Origin of the sequence: Novosphingobium sp. 9U, assembly GCF_902506425.1 — a bacterium.
Taxonomy (GTDB): domain Bacteria; phylum Pseudomonadota; class Alphaproteobacteria; order Sphingomonadales; family Sphingomonadaceae; genus Novosphingobium.
This window is the reverse complement of record NZ_LR732469.1, coordinates 488,721-504,596: the sequence shown is the minus strand read 5'-3', so window position 1 is coordinate 504,596 and position 15,876 is coordinate 488,721. Positions and strand designations below refer to the sequence as shown.

General features: G+C 65.6%; 13 protein-coding genes. 10 read left to right on the top strand and 3 right to left on the bottom strand.

The features are described from left to right. Nucleotides 1-46: 46 nt before the first annotated feature. The gene (gene clpP, locus GV044_RS02305) at nt 47-721 is read left to right on the top strand and encodes an ATP-dependent Clp endopeptidase proteolytic subunit ClpP (protein WP_159864904.1); all 675 of its coding nucleotides are present in this window, start codon (nt 47-49) and stop codon (nt 719-721) included. A 124-nt stretch (nt 722-845) separates the two neighbouring features. Beyond that, nucleotides 846-2,108: an ATP-dependent Clp protease ATP-binding subunit ClpX gene (gene clpX, locus GV044_RS02300; protein WP_159864901.1), complete on the top strand. Its 1,263-nt coding sequence runs from the start codon at nt 846-848 to the stop codon at nt 2,106-2,108. 173 nt (nt 2,109-2,281) lie between these two features. On the opposite strand, the gene GV044_RS02295 is transcribed toward clpX, so the two are convergent. Continuing rightward, the gene (locus GV044_RS02295; RefSeq protein ID WP_159864898.1) at nt 2,282-2,929 is read right to left on the bottom strand and encodes a nuclear transport factor 2 family protein; all 648 of its coding nucleotides are present in this window, start codon (nt 2,927-2,929) and stop codon (nt 2,282-2,284) included. A 149-nt stretch (nt 2,930-3,078) separates the two neighbouring features. On the opposite strand from GV044_RS02295, the gene GV044_RS02290 reads away from it, so the two are divergent. Continuing rightward, nucleotides 3,079-3,936 carry a VOC family protein gene (locus GV044_RS02290; protein WP_159864895.1) on the top strand — a complete coding sequence of 286 codons (858 nt, stop codon included), beginning with the start codon at nt 3,079-3,081 and terminating at the stop codon, nt 3,934-3,936. A gap of 8 nt (nt 3,937-3,944) precedes the next feature. On the opposite strand, the gene GV044_RS02285 is transcribed toward GV044_RS02290, so the two are convergent. Further along, entirely contained in the window at nt 3,945-4,895 is a 951-nt protein-coding gene (locus GV044_RS02285; RefSeq protein ID WP_159864890.1) for a cation diffusion facilitator family transporter, read from the bottom strand. Between the two features lie 415 nt (nt 4,896-5,310). Between GV044_RS02285 and GV044_RS02280 the strand changes: the two genes are divergently transcribed. After that, nucleotides 5,311-8,661, top strand: coding sequence for a carboxypeptidase regulatory-like domain-containing protein (locus GV044_RS02280; RefSeq protein WP_159864887.1), 3,351 nt, complete (start codon nt 5,311-5,313; stop codon nt 8,659-8,661). Between the two features lie 176 nt (nt 8,662-8,837). Next, on the top strand, nt 8,838-9,446 hold the full coding sequence (locus tag GV044_RS02275; protein ID WP_159864884.1) for a carboxymuconolactone decarboxylase family protein: 609 nt from the start codon (nt 8,838-8,840) through the stop codon (nt 9,444-9,446). A gap of 3 nt (nt 9,447-9,449) precedes the next feature. Here GV044_RS02275 and mtgA read toward each other — a convergent pair whose 3' ends face one another. After that, nucleotides 9,450-10,118, bottom strand: coding sequence for a monofunctional biosynthetic peptidoglycan transglycosylase (gene mtgA / locus GV044_RS02270; RefSeq protein ID WP_159864881.1), 669 nt, complete (start codon nt 10,116-10,118; stop codon nt 9,450-9,452). Nucleotides 10,119-10,413: 295 nt separating this feature from the next. Here mtgA and GV044_RS02265 point away from each other — a divergent pair, with 295 nt between their 5' ends. From GV044_RS02265 to GV044_RS02245, 5 genes are all read left to right on the top strand, one after another. Further along, a complete protein-coding gene (locus GV044_RS02265) occupies nt 10,414-11,151 on the top strand; it encodes a CoxG family protein (RefSeq protein WP_236554622.1) in 738 nt (245 codons plus the stop codon). Continuing rightward, entirely contained in the window at nt 11,148-12,017 is an 870-nt protein-coding gene (locus tag GV044_RS02260) for a xanthine dehydrogenase family protein subunit M (protein ID WP_159864874.1), read from the top strand. Before GV044_RS02265 ends, GV044_RS02260 begins: the two co-directional genes overlap by 4 nt. Beyond that, a complete protein-coding gene (locus GV044_RS02255) occupies nt 12,014-12,490 on the top strand; it encodes a (2Fe-2S)-binding protein (protein WP_159864871.1) in 477 nt (158 codons plus the stop codon). The genes GV044_RS02260 and GV044_RS02255 overlap by 4 nt, the downstream gene beginning before the upstream one ends. Continuing rightward, nucleotides 12,487-15,288 (top strand): xanthine dehydrogenase family protein molybdopterin-binding subunit, encoded by a 2,802-nt coding sequence (locus tag GV044_RS02250; RefSeq protein WP_159864868.1) that lies wholly within the window; start codon nt 12,487-12,489, stop codon nt 15,286-15,288. The genes GV044_RS02255 and GV044_RS02250 overlap by 4 nt, the downstream gene beginning before the upstream one ends. Nucleotides 15,289-15,434: 146 nt before the next feature. Beyond that, nucleotides 15,435-15,716 carry a hypothetical protein gene (locus GV044_RS02245; RefSeq protein ID WP_159864865.1) on the top strand — a complete coding sequence of 94 codons (282 nt, stop codon included), beginning with the start codon at nt 15,435-15,437 and terminating at the stop codon, nt 15,714-15,716. Nucleotides 15,717-15,876: the final 160 nt, after the last annotated feature.

The window sequence follows — 15,876 nt, the reverse complement described above, 5'->3', positions numbered from 1 at the left end:
GGCAGGGGGCACGCGACATAGCGGTTCCAGATTGAAGAGGACCTCCATGATCGACTTGTTCGGCGCAAGCGGCGCCCAGGGTAAGTTCACCACCGATCCCGTGACCGGTGCGCTGGTGCCGATGGTGGTCGAGCAGACCAGCCGCGGCGAGCGCAGTTTCGACATCTACTCGCGCCTGCTGCGCGAGCGCATCGTGTTCATCACCGGCGCCGTCGAGGACCACATGGCCTCGTTGATCGTCGCCCAGCTGCTGTTCCTGGAGAGCGAGAACCCCTCCAAGGACATTTCGATGTACATCAACTCGCCGGGCGGCGTGGTGACGGCCGGCATGGCGATCCACGACACCATGCAGTACATCCGTCCGCGCGTTTCCACCGTCTGCATCGGCCAGGCCGCCTCCATGGGCAGCTTCCTGCTGGCTGCCGGTGAGCCGGGGATGCGCATCGCACTGCCCAACGCGCGGATCATGGTCCACCAGCCTTCGGGCGGTGCGCAGGGCATGGCCTCGGACATCGAGATCCAGGCGCGCGAGATCCTGCGTATGCGCCGCCGCCTGAATGATCTCTATGTCAAGTACACCGGCAAGTCGCTGGACGAGATCGAGAAAGCCATGGACCGCGACACCTTCCTCGAAGCCGACGAGGCGCTGGCCTTCGGCTTGGTCGACAAGGTGTTCGAGAGCCGTCCGGACGCGGAAAAGGCTGACGAAGCAAAGTCTTGATGCTAAGGGCGGCCCTAGTGCCGCCCTTCACCTCGCCGAAAGCTTGACCGGCTAGGATTGATCAACGGGCCACCTGCAGAGTAAGGGTGGCGAGTCGCCCCGCGCCGGGGCAGCAAGAACGAGAATGACCAAATTGAGCGGATCTGACGCCAAGAGCACCCTGTACTGCAGCTTCTGCGGTAAATCGCAGCACGAGGTGCGCAAGCTGATCGCCGGGCCGACGGTCTTCATCTGCGACGAATGTGTCGAGCTTTGCAACGACATCATCCGCGAAGAGACCAAGGCTGGGATCGCCGGCAAGAAGGACGGCGGCGTGCCGTCCCCGCGCGAGATCTGCGAGACGCTCAACGACTACGTCATCGGCCAGGACCGCGCCAAGCGCGTGCTTTCGGTCGCGGTGCACAACCACTACAAGCGCCTGAAGCACTCCGGCAAGTCCGGCGATGTCGAACTGTCGAAGTCGAACATCCTGCTCGTGGGCCCGACCGGCTCGGGCAAGACGCTGCTGGCGCAGACGCTTGCCAAGACTTTCGACGTGCCGTTCACGATGGCGGATGCGACGACGCTGACCGAAGCTGGCTACGTGGGCGAGGACGTCGAGAACATCATCCTCAAGCTGCTGCAGGCCAGCGACTACAACGTCGAAAAGGCGCAGCACGGCATCGTCTACATCGACGAGATCGACAAGATCAGCCGCAAGGCCGAAAACCCTTCGATCACGCGCGACGTGTCGGGCGAGGGCGTGCAGCAGGCGCTGCTCAAGCTGATGGAAGGCACCACGGCTAGCGTGCCTCCGCAGGGCGGCCGCAAGCACCCGCAGCAGGAATTCCTGCAGGTGGACACAACCAATATCCTGTTCATCTGCGGCGGCGCTTTCGCTGGCCTCGACAAGATCATTGCCGACCGCCTGCAGAAGCGCTCGATTGGTTTCGGCAACCATGTCGCCGATCCCGACAAGCGCCGCATCGGCGAGCTGCTGCAGATGGCCGAACCCGAGGATCTGCTGAAGTTCGGCCTGATCCCTGAGTTCGTCGGCCGCCTGCCGGTAATCGCGACACTGGAAGACCTCGACATCGTCGCGCTGGTGAAGATCCTGCGCGAGCCCAAGAACGCGCTGATCAAGCAGTATGCCAAGCTCTTCGACCTAGAAGACGTCGAACTGACGTTCACTGACGACGCGCTGGAAGCAATCGCGCAGAAGGCAATTGAGCGCAAGACCGGCGCCCGTGGCCTGCGCTCGATCGTGGAGCGCATTCTGCTCGACACGATGTTCGACCTGCCGACCGAAAATCACATCGCCGAGGTCGTAGTCGACAAGGATGTGGTGGAAGGCCGCAAGGAGCCGATCCGCGTCCACAAGGGCGACAAGGCAGAAGAAGCCGCCTGATCCGGAGCTGGCGGCTTCGGCCTGAAGGCAAGCCGCTGTAGGCATACGTCCCGGGCTTGAACCGGGGCCGTTCTGTCATCTCCCGAGCTATTTGACGGCACGCCCTTTTGTGAGTGCTTTGCCGAAACCGGTCCCGGGTCAAGCCCGGGACACGACGCTAGAGTTGCGGCGGTCTACTCGCCATCGCTAGGCGGCGGGCCATCACCTGGAGGCGGACCATCGCCCTGCGGCGGTCCACCGGGAGGCGGACCCATGCCGTCGCCGCGACGTCCACCCGGTCCGCGGCCACCCCGGCCAAAGCCGCGCTCGGGCATCGGGTCACCCTTCTTCATCTGACGCACGACCTGACCGTCGCGCGTAATCGTCATCGTCTCGGCCTCGCTGGTCTTGAGCAGCCAGCCCTTGGGGCTCTGCACCCAGGTGTCGTGGGAGGCGACGACGAAGCTCATCGTGTGCTCCTTGCCGTCCGGCCCCTCGCGCGTGCCGCTGCGCTCGCGATGCTGGAGCACGTCGGCGGTGTCGCCGTGCACGTCGACCGAGTCGATGGTGACGACCTCGCGCCGATCGGGATCGACCGGGATCATGGAGAGCCGATCGAGCATGGCCTCCAGGTCCTGCTTGCGACCGCCGATGTCGGTGACGCTGTAGTCGGGCGTGACCAAGGGCTCGATCTGCTCGGGCTCGCGCGTGTCCATGGCGGTTTCGAGTTGCGCGTAGCGGGCGTCGAAATCGCTCTTGGGATCGGCGAGAGCGGCTTGCGACAGTCCTCCGCAAGCCAGCACCATCGGCAGCAGTGCCGCGCGCATTTGCATTCGTCTCATCGCACTCAACCCCTTGTTCTTCTTCCCGAGCATAGGCCTAGCACCCGGCCGCGACGCCGCAATCGCGATATTGTATCCGAGTGTCGCCACCCCGCTTGCCAGCCGTGCCGCACCTGACCACTCTTCTCGCAAAACGAAGGGGAGAGAGCATGGCCGACCATCGCGTGCAGGTATCGCGCATCATCCACACGATCCATGCGACGACTGACATCGCCAAGTGCCGGCAGCTCTACCAGGATGCGCTGGGCGGCTTGGTCTTTGCAGAGAACTACTTCCCGGCCGAGGATCGCGACGCGGCGTTGCTCTACGTCACCGATCACATGGTCGAACCGATGGCGCCGCGCCATCCCGAGGACCTGAGCAAGCCCTTCGCGCGCATGACCGCCAGGATCGGGCAGGCTTACCACTCGTTCGAACTCAAGGTCGCCGACGGCACGGCTGCAAGTGCCGCCTTTCGCGAGGCGGGTTGTACGGTTGCCGGCGACTACGGCGTGTTCTTCTTCGTGAAGCCGGAGTCCACCGGCGGCGTGCTGCTCGAAGTCTGCGAGCTGGGCATGCCGAACGATCCCTACGACCGCGGCAACTGGAATCCGCAGGTGGGTGCAGGGCACGCGTGCCGGGTGACCGGACTCCACCATATCGCCTGCGTGACGAGCGAGATGGACGCCGCGCTGCACTTCTTTACGCAAGTGATCGACGGCACGGTGATCGAAGACGCCGCCACGGCGCTGCCACAGCCCGGCCGGCGCGTGGTGCTGCAGGTGGGCGACACCAAGGTCGCCTTCATCCAGCCGGACGATGCCGCGACCGGTCCGCTCGGCGCCTTCCTCGCGCGCGAGCAGAACGGCATCTATGCGCTCGTCTGGCGAGTGTCGGACATCGCGGCCTCACGCGCGTATTTGGGCGAGAAGCTCGGCTTGCGACTCATCCAGGAGGGCTGCGTCAGTGTCGGCTTCGCCATAGACCCGCAAGACTTTCTGGGCGCGCGGCACGAATTCGTCGGCTGAGGCAGGCGCTAGATTACCGCTTCGCTCTGGAGCGCACAGTCGCCATCACCCATCTCGATTTGCAAGGTCGGGTGGCCGATGCCGAAGCGATGCTCCAGATCGTGCGCGACCTGGTGCAGGAAGGCATCGCCGGGCTGCCCTTCCGGGATGACCAGGTGCGCGGTCAGGGCCGATTCGGTGGTGCTCATCGGCCAGACGTGGAGATCGTGGACGCGGGTCACGCCGGGGAGGCCGGCCAGAAAGCCGCGCACTTCACGAAGGTCGATGCTGGCAGGAACACCCAGCAGGCCGAGCCGGAGCGAATCGCGCATCAGTCCCCAGCTCGACCAGCCGATCACTGCTGTTACGAGCAGCGAGGCGATAGGGTCGATCCATGCCAAGCCCGTCGCCAGGATCAGCAGCCCGGCAATCACCACGCCGGCCGAGACAGCGGCGTCCGCCATCAGGTGCACGAAAGCGCCGCGCAAGTTGAGGTCCGACTTGCTGCCTTTGGCAAAGAGGAGCGCCGACGCGCCGTTCACGACGATGCCGGCCGCGGCGACCCAGATCATGGTCATGCCCGCGGTCGGCGCCGGATCGGCCAAGCGGCGGATCGTCTCGACCAGGATGCCGCCGACAGCGACCCAAAGCAGCGCCGCGTTAGCGATGGCGGCAAGGATCGACGAGCTCTTCAATCCATAGGTGAACCGGTCGGACGGTGCCCGCCGCGACAGTGTGCTCGCCACCCACGCGAGCACGAGCGAGAGCACGTCCGACAAGTTGTGGCCGGCATCGGCAACCAGCGCGATCGATCCGCTGAACAGCCCGGCAAGGCTTTCCGCGACGACGAACACCAGGTTGATGCCGATCGCGAGGGCAAAGTCGCCACCGCCGCCAGGTTCCGGCGCATGGTGGTGGTGGTGATGACCGTGCGAATGGCCGTGACCCTGCGTATTTTCATGATGGTGACCGGCGCTCATGCGAGCGTCTCTCGCATGTTCGGCCGCTCCTGCTCAAGCGCCAGCAGGTTGCGGGCGCGATCGGCAACGGCGAAGGCGCATCGGCTTCGGCAATGCAGTGACATATTTGCCGCAGCGCAGCAAAATCCAACACGCCCCGCTGCACTGTCACAATCGGTCGGCTATGAGGCAGACATTGACGACGTACCAAATGGTTAGTCGGCAATGACGATGCAGCTTGCACTGCCGGCTAAGTGGTTTTTCAAGCCTCGAAAAGTGTCACGGTTCTGTCACGGACCGGGATCATAGGCGCGGAGAATCGCCGGCAGATTCGTCGAGGCAGGGGCCTTGGTGAGCTGTCCGTCATGGCCAACGGTACGTTGCTCGGCGACTGGCTCCTTCTGGCGGAAGGAGGAGCGACAAGGGGACATGTGACATGCAAATCAGGTATCTGCTCGCAGCAAGCGTTGCGTCCATTTCGCTGGCTGGCGCTCTCGCCACGCCCGCGGTTGCGCAGGAAACCACGTCGTCGATCTCCGGCACGGTGACGAGTGACGGCAGCCCGGTCGTTGGCGCAACCGTCGAGGCGACGAACACCGCCACTGGCGCGACCAGCAGCGCGACCACCAGCGCGAACGGCGGGTTCTTCCTCACCGGCCTGCGTCCGGGTGGCCCCTACACAGTCAAGGTGACCGCACCCGGCCTGCCCGACGCCCAAGTGACCGACATTTCGACGGTCGTCGCCCAGACCTACAACCTGCCTGTCGACCTCTCGGGCGCCGACGCCATCGTCGTGACCGCAACCCGCATCAAGGGCGCCGGCTCGATCTCGCGTGGCCCGGCCACCGTGCTCGATGCCGAGAAGATCGCCACCGTTGCTTCGGTGAACCGCGACATCCGCGACCTGATGCGCCGCGATCCCTTCGCCCGCCTCGATGACACGCCTTCAGGCGGCCGCGCCGTTTCGTTCGCCGGCCAGAACGCGCGCTTCAACCGCTTCGTCGTCGACGGTGTCGCGATCACCGACAACTTCGGCCTGAATGCCGACGGCCTTCCCAGCCGCCGTTCGCCGATCCCGCTCGACGCGATCGGGCAGTTCTCGACCGTGGTCGCTTCCAACAACGTACGCGACGGCAGCTTCCAGGGTGGCCTGGTCAACGTCATCCTGCGCTCGGGCACCAACGATTTTCAGGGTACCGGCTTCTTCGCCTACTCGGCCGACGAACTGTCCGGCAAGCGGACGAAGGCTGGTCCGGGCGTGCCGACCGGCCGCGTGGTTCTGCCCAACTTCGAGTACAAGAACTACGGTGCAGAGCTTTCGGGCCCGATCATCAAGGACAAGGTGTTCTTCATGATCGCCGGCGAGCGCGTCCGCGCGCCGCGCCCGACGCCCGAAGGTCCGTCCGACAACAACGCCGGCTCGGCGATTCCGACACTGACGCAGAGCCAGGTCGATCAGATCTCGTCGATCGCCTCGTCGCGCTATGGCTATACGACGGGCGATGTTGTCAACAGCAACGGCGACAAGGACGATCGCATCGTCGGCAAGCTGGACGTCGCGCTTTCGGATACGCAGCGGTTCTCGGTGACCGGCACCTACGCGAAGGACGAGCTGGTCCTGACCAACAACACCAGCGCCAGCACCGGTGCTCCGGCCCTGGGTCTCGCCTCCAACGCCTACATCTCGGGCAACCGTCTGTGGACGACCGTTGCGCAGCTGAACTCGCAATGGTCGGACAACTTCTCCACCGAAGTCCGCGGCTTCTACAAGGACTACAAGCGCATCCAGGACCCGCTGATGGGTCGCGGTTTCGCGCAGATGCGCGTGTGTACGGCTCCTACGTCCGACCGCACCAACCCGGGTGCCGCTGGTGCCGGCGCTTCGCTGGCTTGCGCCCCGGGCTCGGCTATCGTCTCGTTCGGTCCTGACGTGTCGCGCCAGACCAACGCGCTCAACACGCAGACCTGGGGCGGCATTGCCCAGGCACGCCTGACGATGAACGATCACGATCTGCGCGTGTTCACCGAGATCCAGCACGTCGACGTCTTCAACGCGTTCCTGAGCTCGTCGAGCCCGGCGGCCGGCACCACCGGCGCCTACTACTTCGACTCGATCGCCGACTTCCAGGCGGGCAACGCGCAGCGCTTCGGCTACATCAACGCGGTTCCCTCGCTGAACCCGGACGATGCCTCGGGTGTGTTCAACTACATGAGCTACACCTTCGGCGTGCAGGACGACTGGCGCATCAACGACATGCTGTCGATCAGCTATGGCGCGCGTTACGATGTCTATGGCAGCGACAGCCGCCCGGCGCTGAACCCCGCGTTCGTGTCGCGCTATGGCTATGCCAACACCGCGTTCCTCTCGGGGCGTGGCCTGTTCCAGCCGCGCTTCGGCTTCGAGTTCACGCCGAGCCGTTCGATCAACGTGCGCGGTAGCCTCGGCATCGTCGGCGGCGGCACGCCCGACGTCTACCTGTCGAACAGCTTCTCGAACACGGGCATCCTGTCGAACCTGGTCGACATCCGCCAGCTCAACAACGGCACCTATGCGGGGTCGGATCAGGCGACCGGCGCGGCCGTGCTGACCAACGTCAACGGCAACACCATTCCGGCGGCGGCGAACGCGCAGCTCGTCAGCGGTGTCTCGGCCGCCGCGACCAACGCCACCGACCCGAAGTTCAAGGTTCCGTCGCAGTGGCGCGCCACCTTGTCGGCGGACTGGACCCCGACCTTCAGCGAAAGCGCTTTCGGCCGTGGCTGGACCTTTGGCGCCGACTTCCTCTACTCCGACGTGCGCAACCAGGTGTTCTTCACCGACGCCCGTTCGGTGCCGACCGCGCTGACCACGCCTGACGGCCGCGTGCGCTACACCTCGCTGACGACCTTCGCCGACACGTTCAACGACATCATCCTGACCAACACGAAGAAGGGCCGCAGCTACATCGCCGTCGCCCGCATTCGCAAGGACTTCGATTTCGGCCTGAACATCGGCGCCAGCTACACCTACCAGGACGTCAAGGACCAGGCTCCGGCCACCTCGTCGACCGCCGGTTCCAACTACGCCAACGGTGCCTTCCTCGACGCCAACGGTGCCGCCTACGGCATCTCGAACGACGAGGTTAAGCACAACTTCAAGTACGACCTGACCTTCGATCACGCGTTCTTCGGCGACTACAAGACGACCTTCGCGCTCTTCGGCGAAACCCGTATCGGCCGCCCGTTCAGCTACACGTTCCAGGACGTGGGCAGCGGCCGCAGCCCGATCTTCGGGACCACCGGTTCGCTCAGCCGCTACCTGATGTACGTGCCGACCGGCATCAACGATCCGAAGGTGTCGTACGACTCGGTGGCGACACAGAACACGCTCGACGCGTTCTTCAACTCGTCGGGCCTGGGCAAGTACCGCGGCAGCATCGCTCCGCGTAACGCGTTCAACTCGAAGTGGTTCACCCGCATTGATCTGCACGTCGCTCAGGAAATCCCGGTTCCGGGCTGGTCGAAGTCGCGCATCCAGCTGTTCGGCGATATCGAGAACTTCACCAACTTCCTGAACAAGAAGTGGGGTCAGATCCGCGAGTACCAGTTCTCGTACACCGCAGTTGCGGCGCGCGTGTCGTGCCTCACCGCGGCGACGCCGACCGGCCAGGCTGGCCCGGTCGCGGCGAACACGGGCCAGGCCTGCGCGCAGTATCGCTACTCGCTGCCCACCGCGACGCCGAGCGACACGATCTACGCACCGCAGTCGCTCTACACCATCCGCGTGGGCGCTCGCTTCAGCTTCTGATATTTCGGAACACGCACCACGAACGAGGGAGGAGGCACCGTGCCTCCTCCCTTTTTCGTTGGAGATCGTGCCTGCGGGATCTCGCCCTGCAACGCCCGGCCCGCTTGCTAAGCAATCGGCGAAGCGCATAGCTTCTCGCCTGGAAGTGGGTGCCCGGTGGCGCTTGGGGAGGGGCGATGAAGCAGCGCGATCTCGGCGAGCGCATGGCGCAGATCACGGCCGGTTGTCGGCTCTCCGCTCTCCCGGCAGACCAGCTCGACGCGCGCCATCATGCGGCGATCGAGCGGCTGCGGCTGATCTACGATTATCCCGAGGGCTTGCCGCTCGACCCCTTCTACGCGGTGCTGGCGCACAGCCCGGAGTTCTTCGCCTCCTACATGGACCTGGGCGTCGCCATTACGGCAGCAAGCGCACTGCCGGCGCGATGGCGCGAGCTGTTGATCCTGCGCACCGGCTGGCTATGCGGTGCGCCGTACCAATGGGGCGAGCACGTGATCTCCGCACGATCGCTCGGCATCGACGCCACGGATGTGGAGCGGATCACGCTCGGTTCGAACGCCCCTGGTTGGAATGCCGAAGATGAAGCGATCCTGCGTGCCGCGGAAGAACTGCATGCCGATGCGATGATCGGCGAGGACACCTGGAGCGCGCTTGCGGTGTTCCTCGACGAGCGGCAACTGCTCGAGTTGCCGATGATCGTCGGCCATTATCACACCACGGCCTTCGTCCAGAACGCCCTGCGCATCTCGTTGACGGCGCACAATCGCGGGCTGACCGCGGTCTGAGCCTCAGTCGTAGACGCAGGCGTCCAGCCCACCGCGCTTCACCACGCCGATGCGCGCAGCGATGGAGTTGCCGTAGCGGCGCGTGAACCCACGCGGGTTCGTCACGCTGCGCTTCTTGGGGCTGGGCAGGGCCGCGGCCATTCGCGCGGCCTGCGCCGGAGTGAGGTGTGCCGACGAGGTGCCGAAGTACCGCTGAGAACCAGCTTCGACTCCGTACGTGCCGATACCGGTCTCGGCGACGTTAAGGTACATCTCCATGATCCGACGCTTGTCCCACAAGCTCTCGATCAGGAAGGTGAACCAGACCTCCAGGCCCTTGCGCAAGTACCGGGTCCAGCCTTCGCCCTGCCATAGGAAGACGTTCTTGGCGGTTTGCTGGCTGATGGTGGAGCCGCCGCGGATGCGGTCGCCACGCATGTTGCGCTCCATCGCCTGCTCGATCGCGATCGTATCGAAACCGTTGTGGCTGCAGAACTTGCCATCTTCCGCGGCGATGGCTGCGGCGACCATGTTGCGGTCTATCCGGCTGAGCGGGGTCCAATCCTTGGTGATGCCGTTCGCGTCTACCAGCATCGTCACGGTGACCGGGGGAGGGACGAAGCGGAACAGCACGGTCAGGCCCAGGCTGACGGCCACGAACCAGAACACAATCTTGGCGGCGAGACGCAGCATGAACCCCCTGTGCGCGGCCGATGCGACCCGCAGGCCTCACTAGCGGTACGCTCGCCATGGGGGCAAGAGTTCCCTATCGCTGCAAGCATCCGGCAGGGTTGCCGGCAGCGTGTCGGTTCGCCGCCGCGATATGGCAGCTGTCAGGCCGTCTGCAGCCGCTTGGCCATGGCCGCGCCGCGCTATGCGCTTGCATTACCCTGCCGTACGGGCAATTGAATGAGCCACTGTGTATCGCTAGTCGTTCGGCTGCCATGTGCTTGCCGGGTCAAAAGGCGAGGGAGAGTTGCCAATGCGCATGACGGGTGAGCAGCCGATAGCCGCGGGTCGCCGCGAAGTCTGGGAGGCGCTCAACGATCCGGAGGTCCTGGCGCAGTGCATCCCCGGTTGCCAGAGTCTGGAGCGCGATGGCGAGAACCGCTTCGTCGCCGTCGCCGAAGTGAAGATCGGTCCGATCGGCGCCCGTTTCAAAGGCAATGTCGAGCTGTCGGACCTCGATGCGCCGAACGGCTACACCATCACCGGCTCGGGCAACGGCGGCATCGCCGGTTCGGCCAAGGGGGGCGCGAAGGTCCGCCTGTCGGACGCGGCGGGCGGGGGCACGCTGGTCTCCTACGATGTCGATGCGGAAGTTGGCGGACGCATGGCGCAACTGGGTGGTCCGATTATCGACGCGACGGCCAAGAACCTGGCGGGCAAGTTCTTTTCCAACTTCGGCGAAGTCGTCGGGGGCGGAGAGGCGCAGGCTACGCCGGCCGGCCCTGCGCAGCCGCAAGGCGCGGCTGCCACGCCTGCTCCGCAGCCGAACGTGGTGCCGCCAGTCGCGCCTGCCGCGCCGACATATCCGTTGGCACCGGCGCATGCTTCGGCTCCCGCACCGCTCTGGGGCTGGGTGATCGCGCTGATCGTCACATTGTTCACCGGCTTCATGCTGGGCCGGAACTACAACGGCCTTGCCTTGCTGATCGTAGGTTTCACTCTCATCATCGTCGCTGCGGTCGCGTACGAGGCCGGTCGACGCGGAGGCGGCAAGTGAAGCCCGCACCGTTCGACTATATCGCGCCGCGCACGATCGAGGAGGCGGTGCGCATCCTCGACGAGGTTGGCGGCGGCGCCACCGTGATCGCCGGCGGGCAGACGCTGATGCCGCTGCTCAACTTGCGGATGAGCCAGCCGTTCATTCTGGTCGACATCAACAAGATCGAAGGCTTCGCCGGCGTGTCCCGGGTAGAGGGCGGCACGCGCATTGGGCCGGCGATCCGCCAGGCCGACGCACTCAAGGATGCGACGCTGGCGCGGCACTTGCCAGTGTTCGTCAAAGCGCTCAGCCATGTCGGCCACCACCAGACGCGCAACCGCGGGACCATCGGCGGCTCCGTCGCACTCGGCGAGCCGGCGGCCGAGATGCCCGCCACCGCCGTGGCCTTGGGCGCCACGATCGAGCTGACCTCCGTACGCGGCACCCGCATGGTACCCGCACGCGAGTTCTACATCGGTCCCTACATGACCGCGATCGAGCCCGACGAACTCGTGACCGGCATCGTCTATCCCGACTGGCCCGAGGGGCACCAGGTCCTGTTCCGCGAAGTCGCGCAGCGTCCGGGTGACTTCGCGCTTGTCGGCATGGTCGGCGCTGCGGTCATCGAAAACGACAAGGTCGCGCGGGCCGGTCTCGCCTGGTTCGGCATGGGGCCGACCCCGATCGCCATGACGCAGCTCGAAGGCGCGCTTATCGGCAAGAGCCTCGACAGCCTCGATCCCGATGCGCTGGCCGTGACCGCCGTCGCCGACACAGCCCCCTTCGACGACCACCATGCCAGCGCCGAGTACCGCCGCACCGTCGGCCGGCGCATCTTCGCCAAGACCTTCCGCGAAGCCCTCAGCTTGCGAGAACCCGCATGAGCGACCATCCGATCTCGATGACCATCAACGGCCGCCGCCAGACCGGCACGGTCGAGGCGCGCATGTCGCTGGGCGACTACCTCCGCATCGACGCGGGCTACACCGGCGTGCACCTGGGCTGCGAGCACGGTGTCTGCGGGGCCTGCACGGTCGTGGTGGACGGGCGCGCAGTGCGGTCATGCCTGATGCTGGCGGTGCAGGCCGATGGAGCCGAGGTCACCACGGTCGAGGGGCTCGCCGATCCGGAGGGCACGCTCCACCCGGTCCAGCAGGCGATGCGCGACTCGCATGGGCTGCAGTGTGGCTTCTGCACGCCGGGAGTGGTGATGACCTTTGCCGCGCTGACGGCTGAGGGGTGCAAGCCCACCGAGGACGAGCTGATCGCCGCCATGTCCGGCCACATCTGCCGTTGCACCGGCTACCAGGGCATCCGCAAAGCCGCCAAGATCCTGGTCGACGGAGGCGCAGCATGAGCGAGGCGGACGCGATCGCACCCAACGCGGATCGAAGCGGCGCGGACCGAGGCATCGGCGCTGCCCGCTGGATCGGCAAGCGCGTGCCCCGCAAGGAGGACGCGCGCCTGCTGACCGGCCGCGGGCAGTACACTGACGACGTCACCCTTCCCGGCACGCTCCACGTCGCCTTTGCGCGCAGCCAGGTGGCGCGCGGCAACATCGTCTCGATCGACACCAGCGCCGCGCTGGAGGTGCCTGGAGTCCATGCGGTGATGCTCGCGAAGGACCTGGCGAAGCAGCCCATCACGATGATGAGCTTCTTCTTCACGCCCTCCGAAGTGCCGGTCGCCCCGCTGGCCGAGAGTTACGTCCAGTACGTCGGCGATCCGCTCGCGCTGGTGATCGCGGAGAGCCGCGCCATTGCCGAGGACGCCGCGGCGCTGATCGCGGTCGAGTACGAAGAGTTGGAGCCAGTCGTCACGATCGCGCAAGCCATGGCGGCCGAGCCGATCCACCCCGACACCCACAGCAACGTCTCGGTCGAAATGGGCGATGACGAGGTGCCCGAGCAACTTGCCGCTACGCTGGAAGGCGCGACCCATCGGATCACCCAGACGGTGATCCACCAGCGTATCTCGCAGGCGCCGATGGAGAACCGTGCCGTGCTCGCCACGCGCGAGGGGCCGGAGGAGCTGACGCTCTACATCACCTGCCAGAGCCCGCATAATATCGCGCGTTGGGTCAGCACCGCGCTCGGGCTGCCTGAAGGTGCGATCCGGGTGATCGCCAAGGACGTGGGTGGCTCGTTCGGGCTGAAGAACACGCCGTGGAAGGAAGAGTGCGCGGTCATCTGCGCGGCCATCCTGTTCCCGCGGCCGCTCAAGTGGACCGAGGATCGCTACGAGGCGCTGACCGCCTCGCCGCAATGCCGTGAGCAGGAGGTGAAGCTTGATGTCGCGTTCGATCCGGACGGACGGCTGCTGGGCGCACACAGCATCTACGATTGCAATAACGGCGCGTACCCGCAGGGCGCGGACGCCAACATCGCGGTGCACATGTTCATGTGGCCGGCGTACAAGATGCCGGCTTATAGCTTCCTTTCGCGCGGATGGTACACCAACACCAACGGCCTGGCGGCATACCGCGGGCCGTGGGCGATGGAGTCACTGGTGCGCGAGACGTTGCTGGACAAGGCCGCGCGCAAGATCGGCATCGATCCGATCGAGCTGCGCCGCCGCAACCTTGTCTACCTGAGCGATCAGCCGGTCACCTCCTGCATGGGCATCCCGGTCGACGACATCACGCCGGGCGAGTGCCTGGACAAGCTGGTGCAGCACTTTGACGTGCCCGCGTTCCGCCGCGAGCAGGCGGAGGCTCGAAAGCAGGGCCGCTACCTCGGCCTGGGTGTGGCTGCCTATATCGAACCGACCGGCTCGGCCGGATCGATGGCGCCGATGACGGGTGAGCTGGCGCAAGTGCGGATCGAGCCGACCGGCAAGGTCACTGCGACGATGTCGACGCACTCGCAAGGCCACGGCACCGCGACGACGATGGCGCAGTGCATCGCCGACCGTTTGGGCGTGCGCTATGAGGACGTCACCGTCTACGAAGGCGACAACACCCGTGGCGGCTTCGGTCCGGGCGCGGCGGGCAGTCGGCAGGGCGTGATCGGCGGCGGCGCGGCGATCCGCGCGTCGGAGATGCTGGCAGACAAGGTCAAGACGCTCGCGGCGCACCTCTACAATGCCTCGCCCGAGAGCGTATCGATCGAGGAGGGCATGGTGCACGTCGCCGGCGCGCCCGAGATGTCGCGGCCGATCGGCGAGCTGGCGAACATCGCTTATGGCGAGCCGCACCGCCTGCCGCCCGAGTTCGAGGCCGGCCTGGAAGTGCAGTTCCGCTACCAGCCGCCGCCGATGACGATGACCAGTGCGGCACATGCCTGTGTCGTCGAAGTCGATGCCGAGACCGGCTTCGTGAAGATTCTGCGCTGGATCGCCTCGGAAGACTGCGGCACCGTGATCAACCCGGCCGTCGTCGAGGGGCAGGTTGCGGGCGGACTTGCGCAGGCGATCGGCATGGTCCTGCTGGAGAACATGCCGTACGACGCGCGCGGCAATCCATTGGCAGCGACGTTCAAGGACTACCTACTGCCCGCGATCACCGACGTGCCGGTGTTCGAGTACGTCCATGCTAACACGCCGTCCATGACCATCGGCGGCATGCGCGGCGTAGGGGAGGGCGGGGCGATCATAGGGCCGCCGACGCTCGTCAACGCCATCGCCGATGCGCTCAGCCCGTTCGGTGAGATCGAAGAACTGGTGCTGCCGCTGACGCCTGCACGCATCCTCGACGTGATCGAGCAGCGCGATGTCTCGGGTACCAGGGCGCACCGCCTGGGTGAAACGGCCGCTGCGTCCGATGCTGCGCAGGACGTACCCGCACCCGGGATCGGTACGGATGTGCGGCCTCCGATCGATGCTGTTGTGCTGCCTGGCGGCGTCCAGCCCGCCGAGGCAGCGACGATTGCCGGCGACTGGGCCATGACGCTGAAGACGCCGATGGGTCCGCAGGCGATGAAGGCGCACTTCGATGTCGAGGAGGGGGCGCTGTCGGGCTACCTGGAAGCACCGGAAGGCCGCCAGGATTTCGCCGGGGGCACTTGGGACAACGGCAATGCCAAGTTCAACATGGCGGTCGAAAAGCCGATGAAGATCACGCTGAAGTACGATCTTCAGCTGGATGGCGATACGATCACAGGCAAGTGCAAGATGGGCATGTTCGGCACCGCGAAAGTCAGCGGCACCCGCGTCTGACGATCAGCCCATAAGCGAAGCGCGGGCGGCTAAAACGGCCACCCGCGCATCTGCTCGTCGGGCCCGATCGGCCTGGCTGAGAGGCTTACTTGCCGCCCGGATTGCGGCAGGAGTCCTTCAGGGTGCGCGAACAAGTCGGGTAGGTCTTGTTCATCGCGGTGCTGGGCGAAGTCGCATCGGCGCTGGCGCTCATGTCGGCCGAGCCCGAGGCAGTCGTGCCGGCGGCCGAGGTTCCAGTTGCTGCGCCTGCGTCGGTGGCGCTGGTGGACGGCGCGGCGGCGTCGGTCGACGAGCTCATCGCGCTACCCGAGGCCGAGCTGGAGGCGCTGTTGTCCATGGTGCTGCCCGTATGCGTATCGCTTGCCATCGGATTGGCGGTATCGCCCATGCCAGACTGCGCGTTGGTTGACGTCGAAGAATTCGGTTGATTGGCGGCAGGATCATTGACGCTCGACTGTGCGCTGACTGCTCCCGGAACCATGATGGCTGCGGCGGCGAGGAGAAGCATCTTACGCATTATTATCACTCCATTGTTCGTGTGCTTGGCTCTTGTAGGAGCGACGTTTCAGCGAAGGTCTTTGTTCCACT

Bases quoted from the DNA above. Each gene is read 5' to 3' on its own strand.
- clpP (WP_159864904.1), top strand. From the start codon at position 47: ATGATCGACTTGTTCGGCGCAAGCGGCGCCCAGGGTAAGTTCACCACC.
- clpX (WP_159864901.1), top strand. From the start codon at position 846: ATGACCAAATTGAGCGGATCTGACGCCAAGAGCACCCTGTACTGCAGC.
- GV044_RS02295 (WP_159864898.1), bottom strand. From the start codon at position 2,929: ATGAGACGAATGCAAATGCGCGCGGCACTGCTGCCGATGGTGCTGGCT.
- GV044_RS02290 (WP_159864895.1), top strand. From the start codon at position 3,079: ATGGCCGACCATCGCGTGCAGGTATCGCGCATCATCCACACGATCCAT.
- GV044_RS02285 (WP_159864890.1), bottom strand. From the start codon at position 4,895: ATGAGCGCCGGTCACCATCATGAAAATACGCAGGGTCACGGCCATTCG.
- GV044_RS02280 (WP_159864887.1), top strand. From the start codon at position 5,311: ATGCAAATCAGGTATCTGCTCGCAGCAAGCGTTGCGTCCATTTCGCTG.
- GV044_RS02275 (WP_159864884.1), top strand. From the start codon at position 8,838: ATGAAGCAGCGCGATCTCGGCGAGCGCATGGCGCAGATCACGGCCGGT.
- mtgA (WP_159864881.1), bottom strand. From the start codon at position 10,118: ATGCTGCGTCTCGCCGCCAAGATTGTGTTCTGGTTCGTGGCCGTCAGC.
- GV044_RS02265 (WP_236554622.1), top strand. From the start codon at position 10,414: ATGACGGGTGAGCAGCCGATAGCCGCGGGTCGCCGCGAAGTCTGGGAG.
- GV044_RS02255 (WP_159864871.1), top strand. From the start codon at position 12,014: ATGAGCGACCATCCGATCTCGATGACCATCAACGGCCGCCGCCAGACC.
- GV044_RS02250 (WP_159864868.1), top strand. From the start codon at position 12,487: ATGAGCGAGGCGGACGCGATCGCACCCAACGCGGATCGAAGCGGCGCG.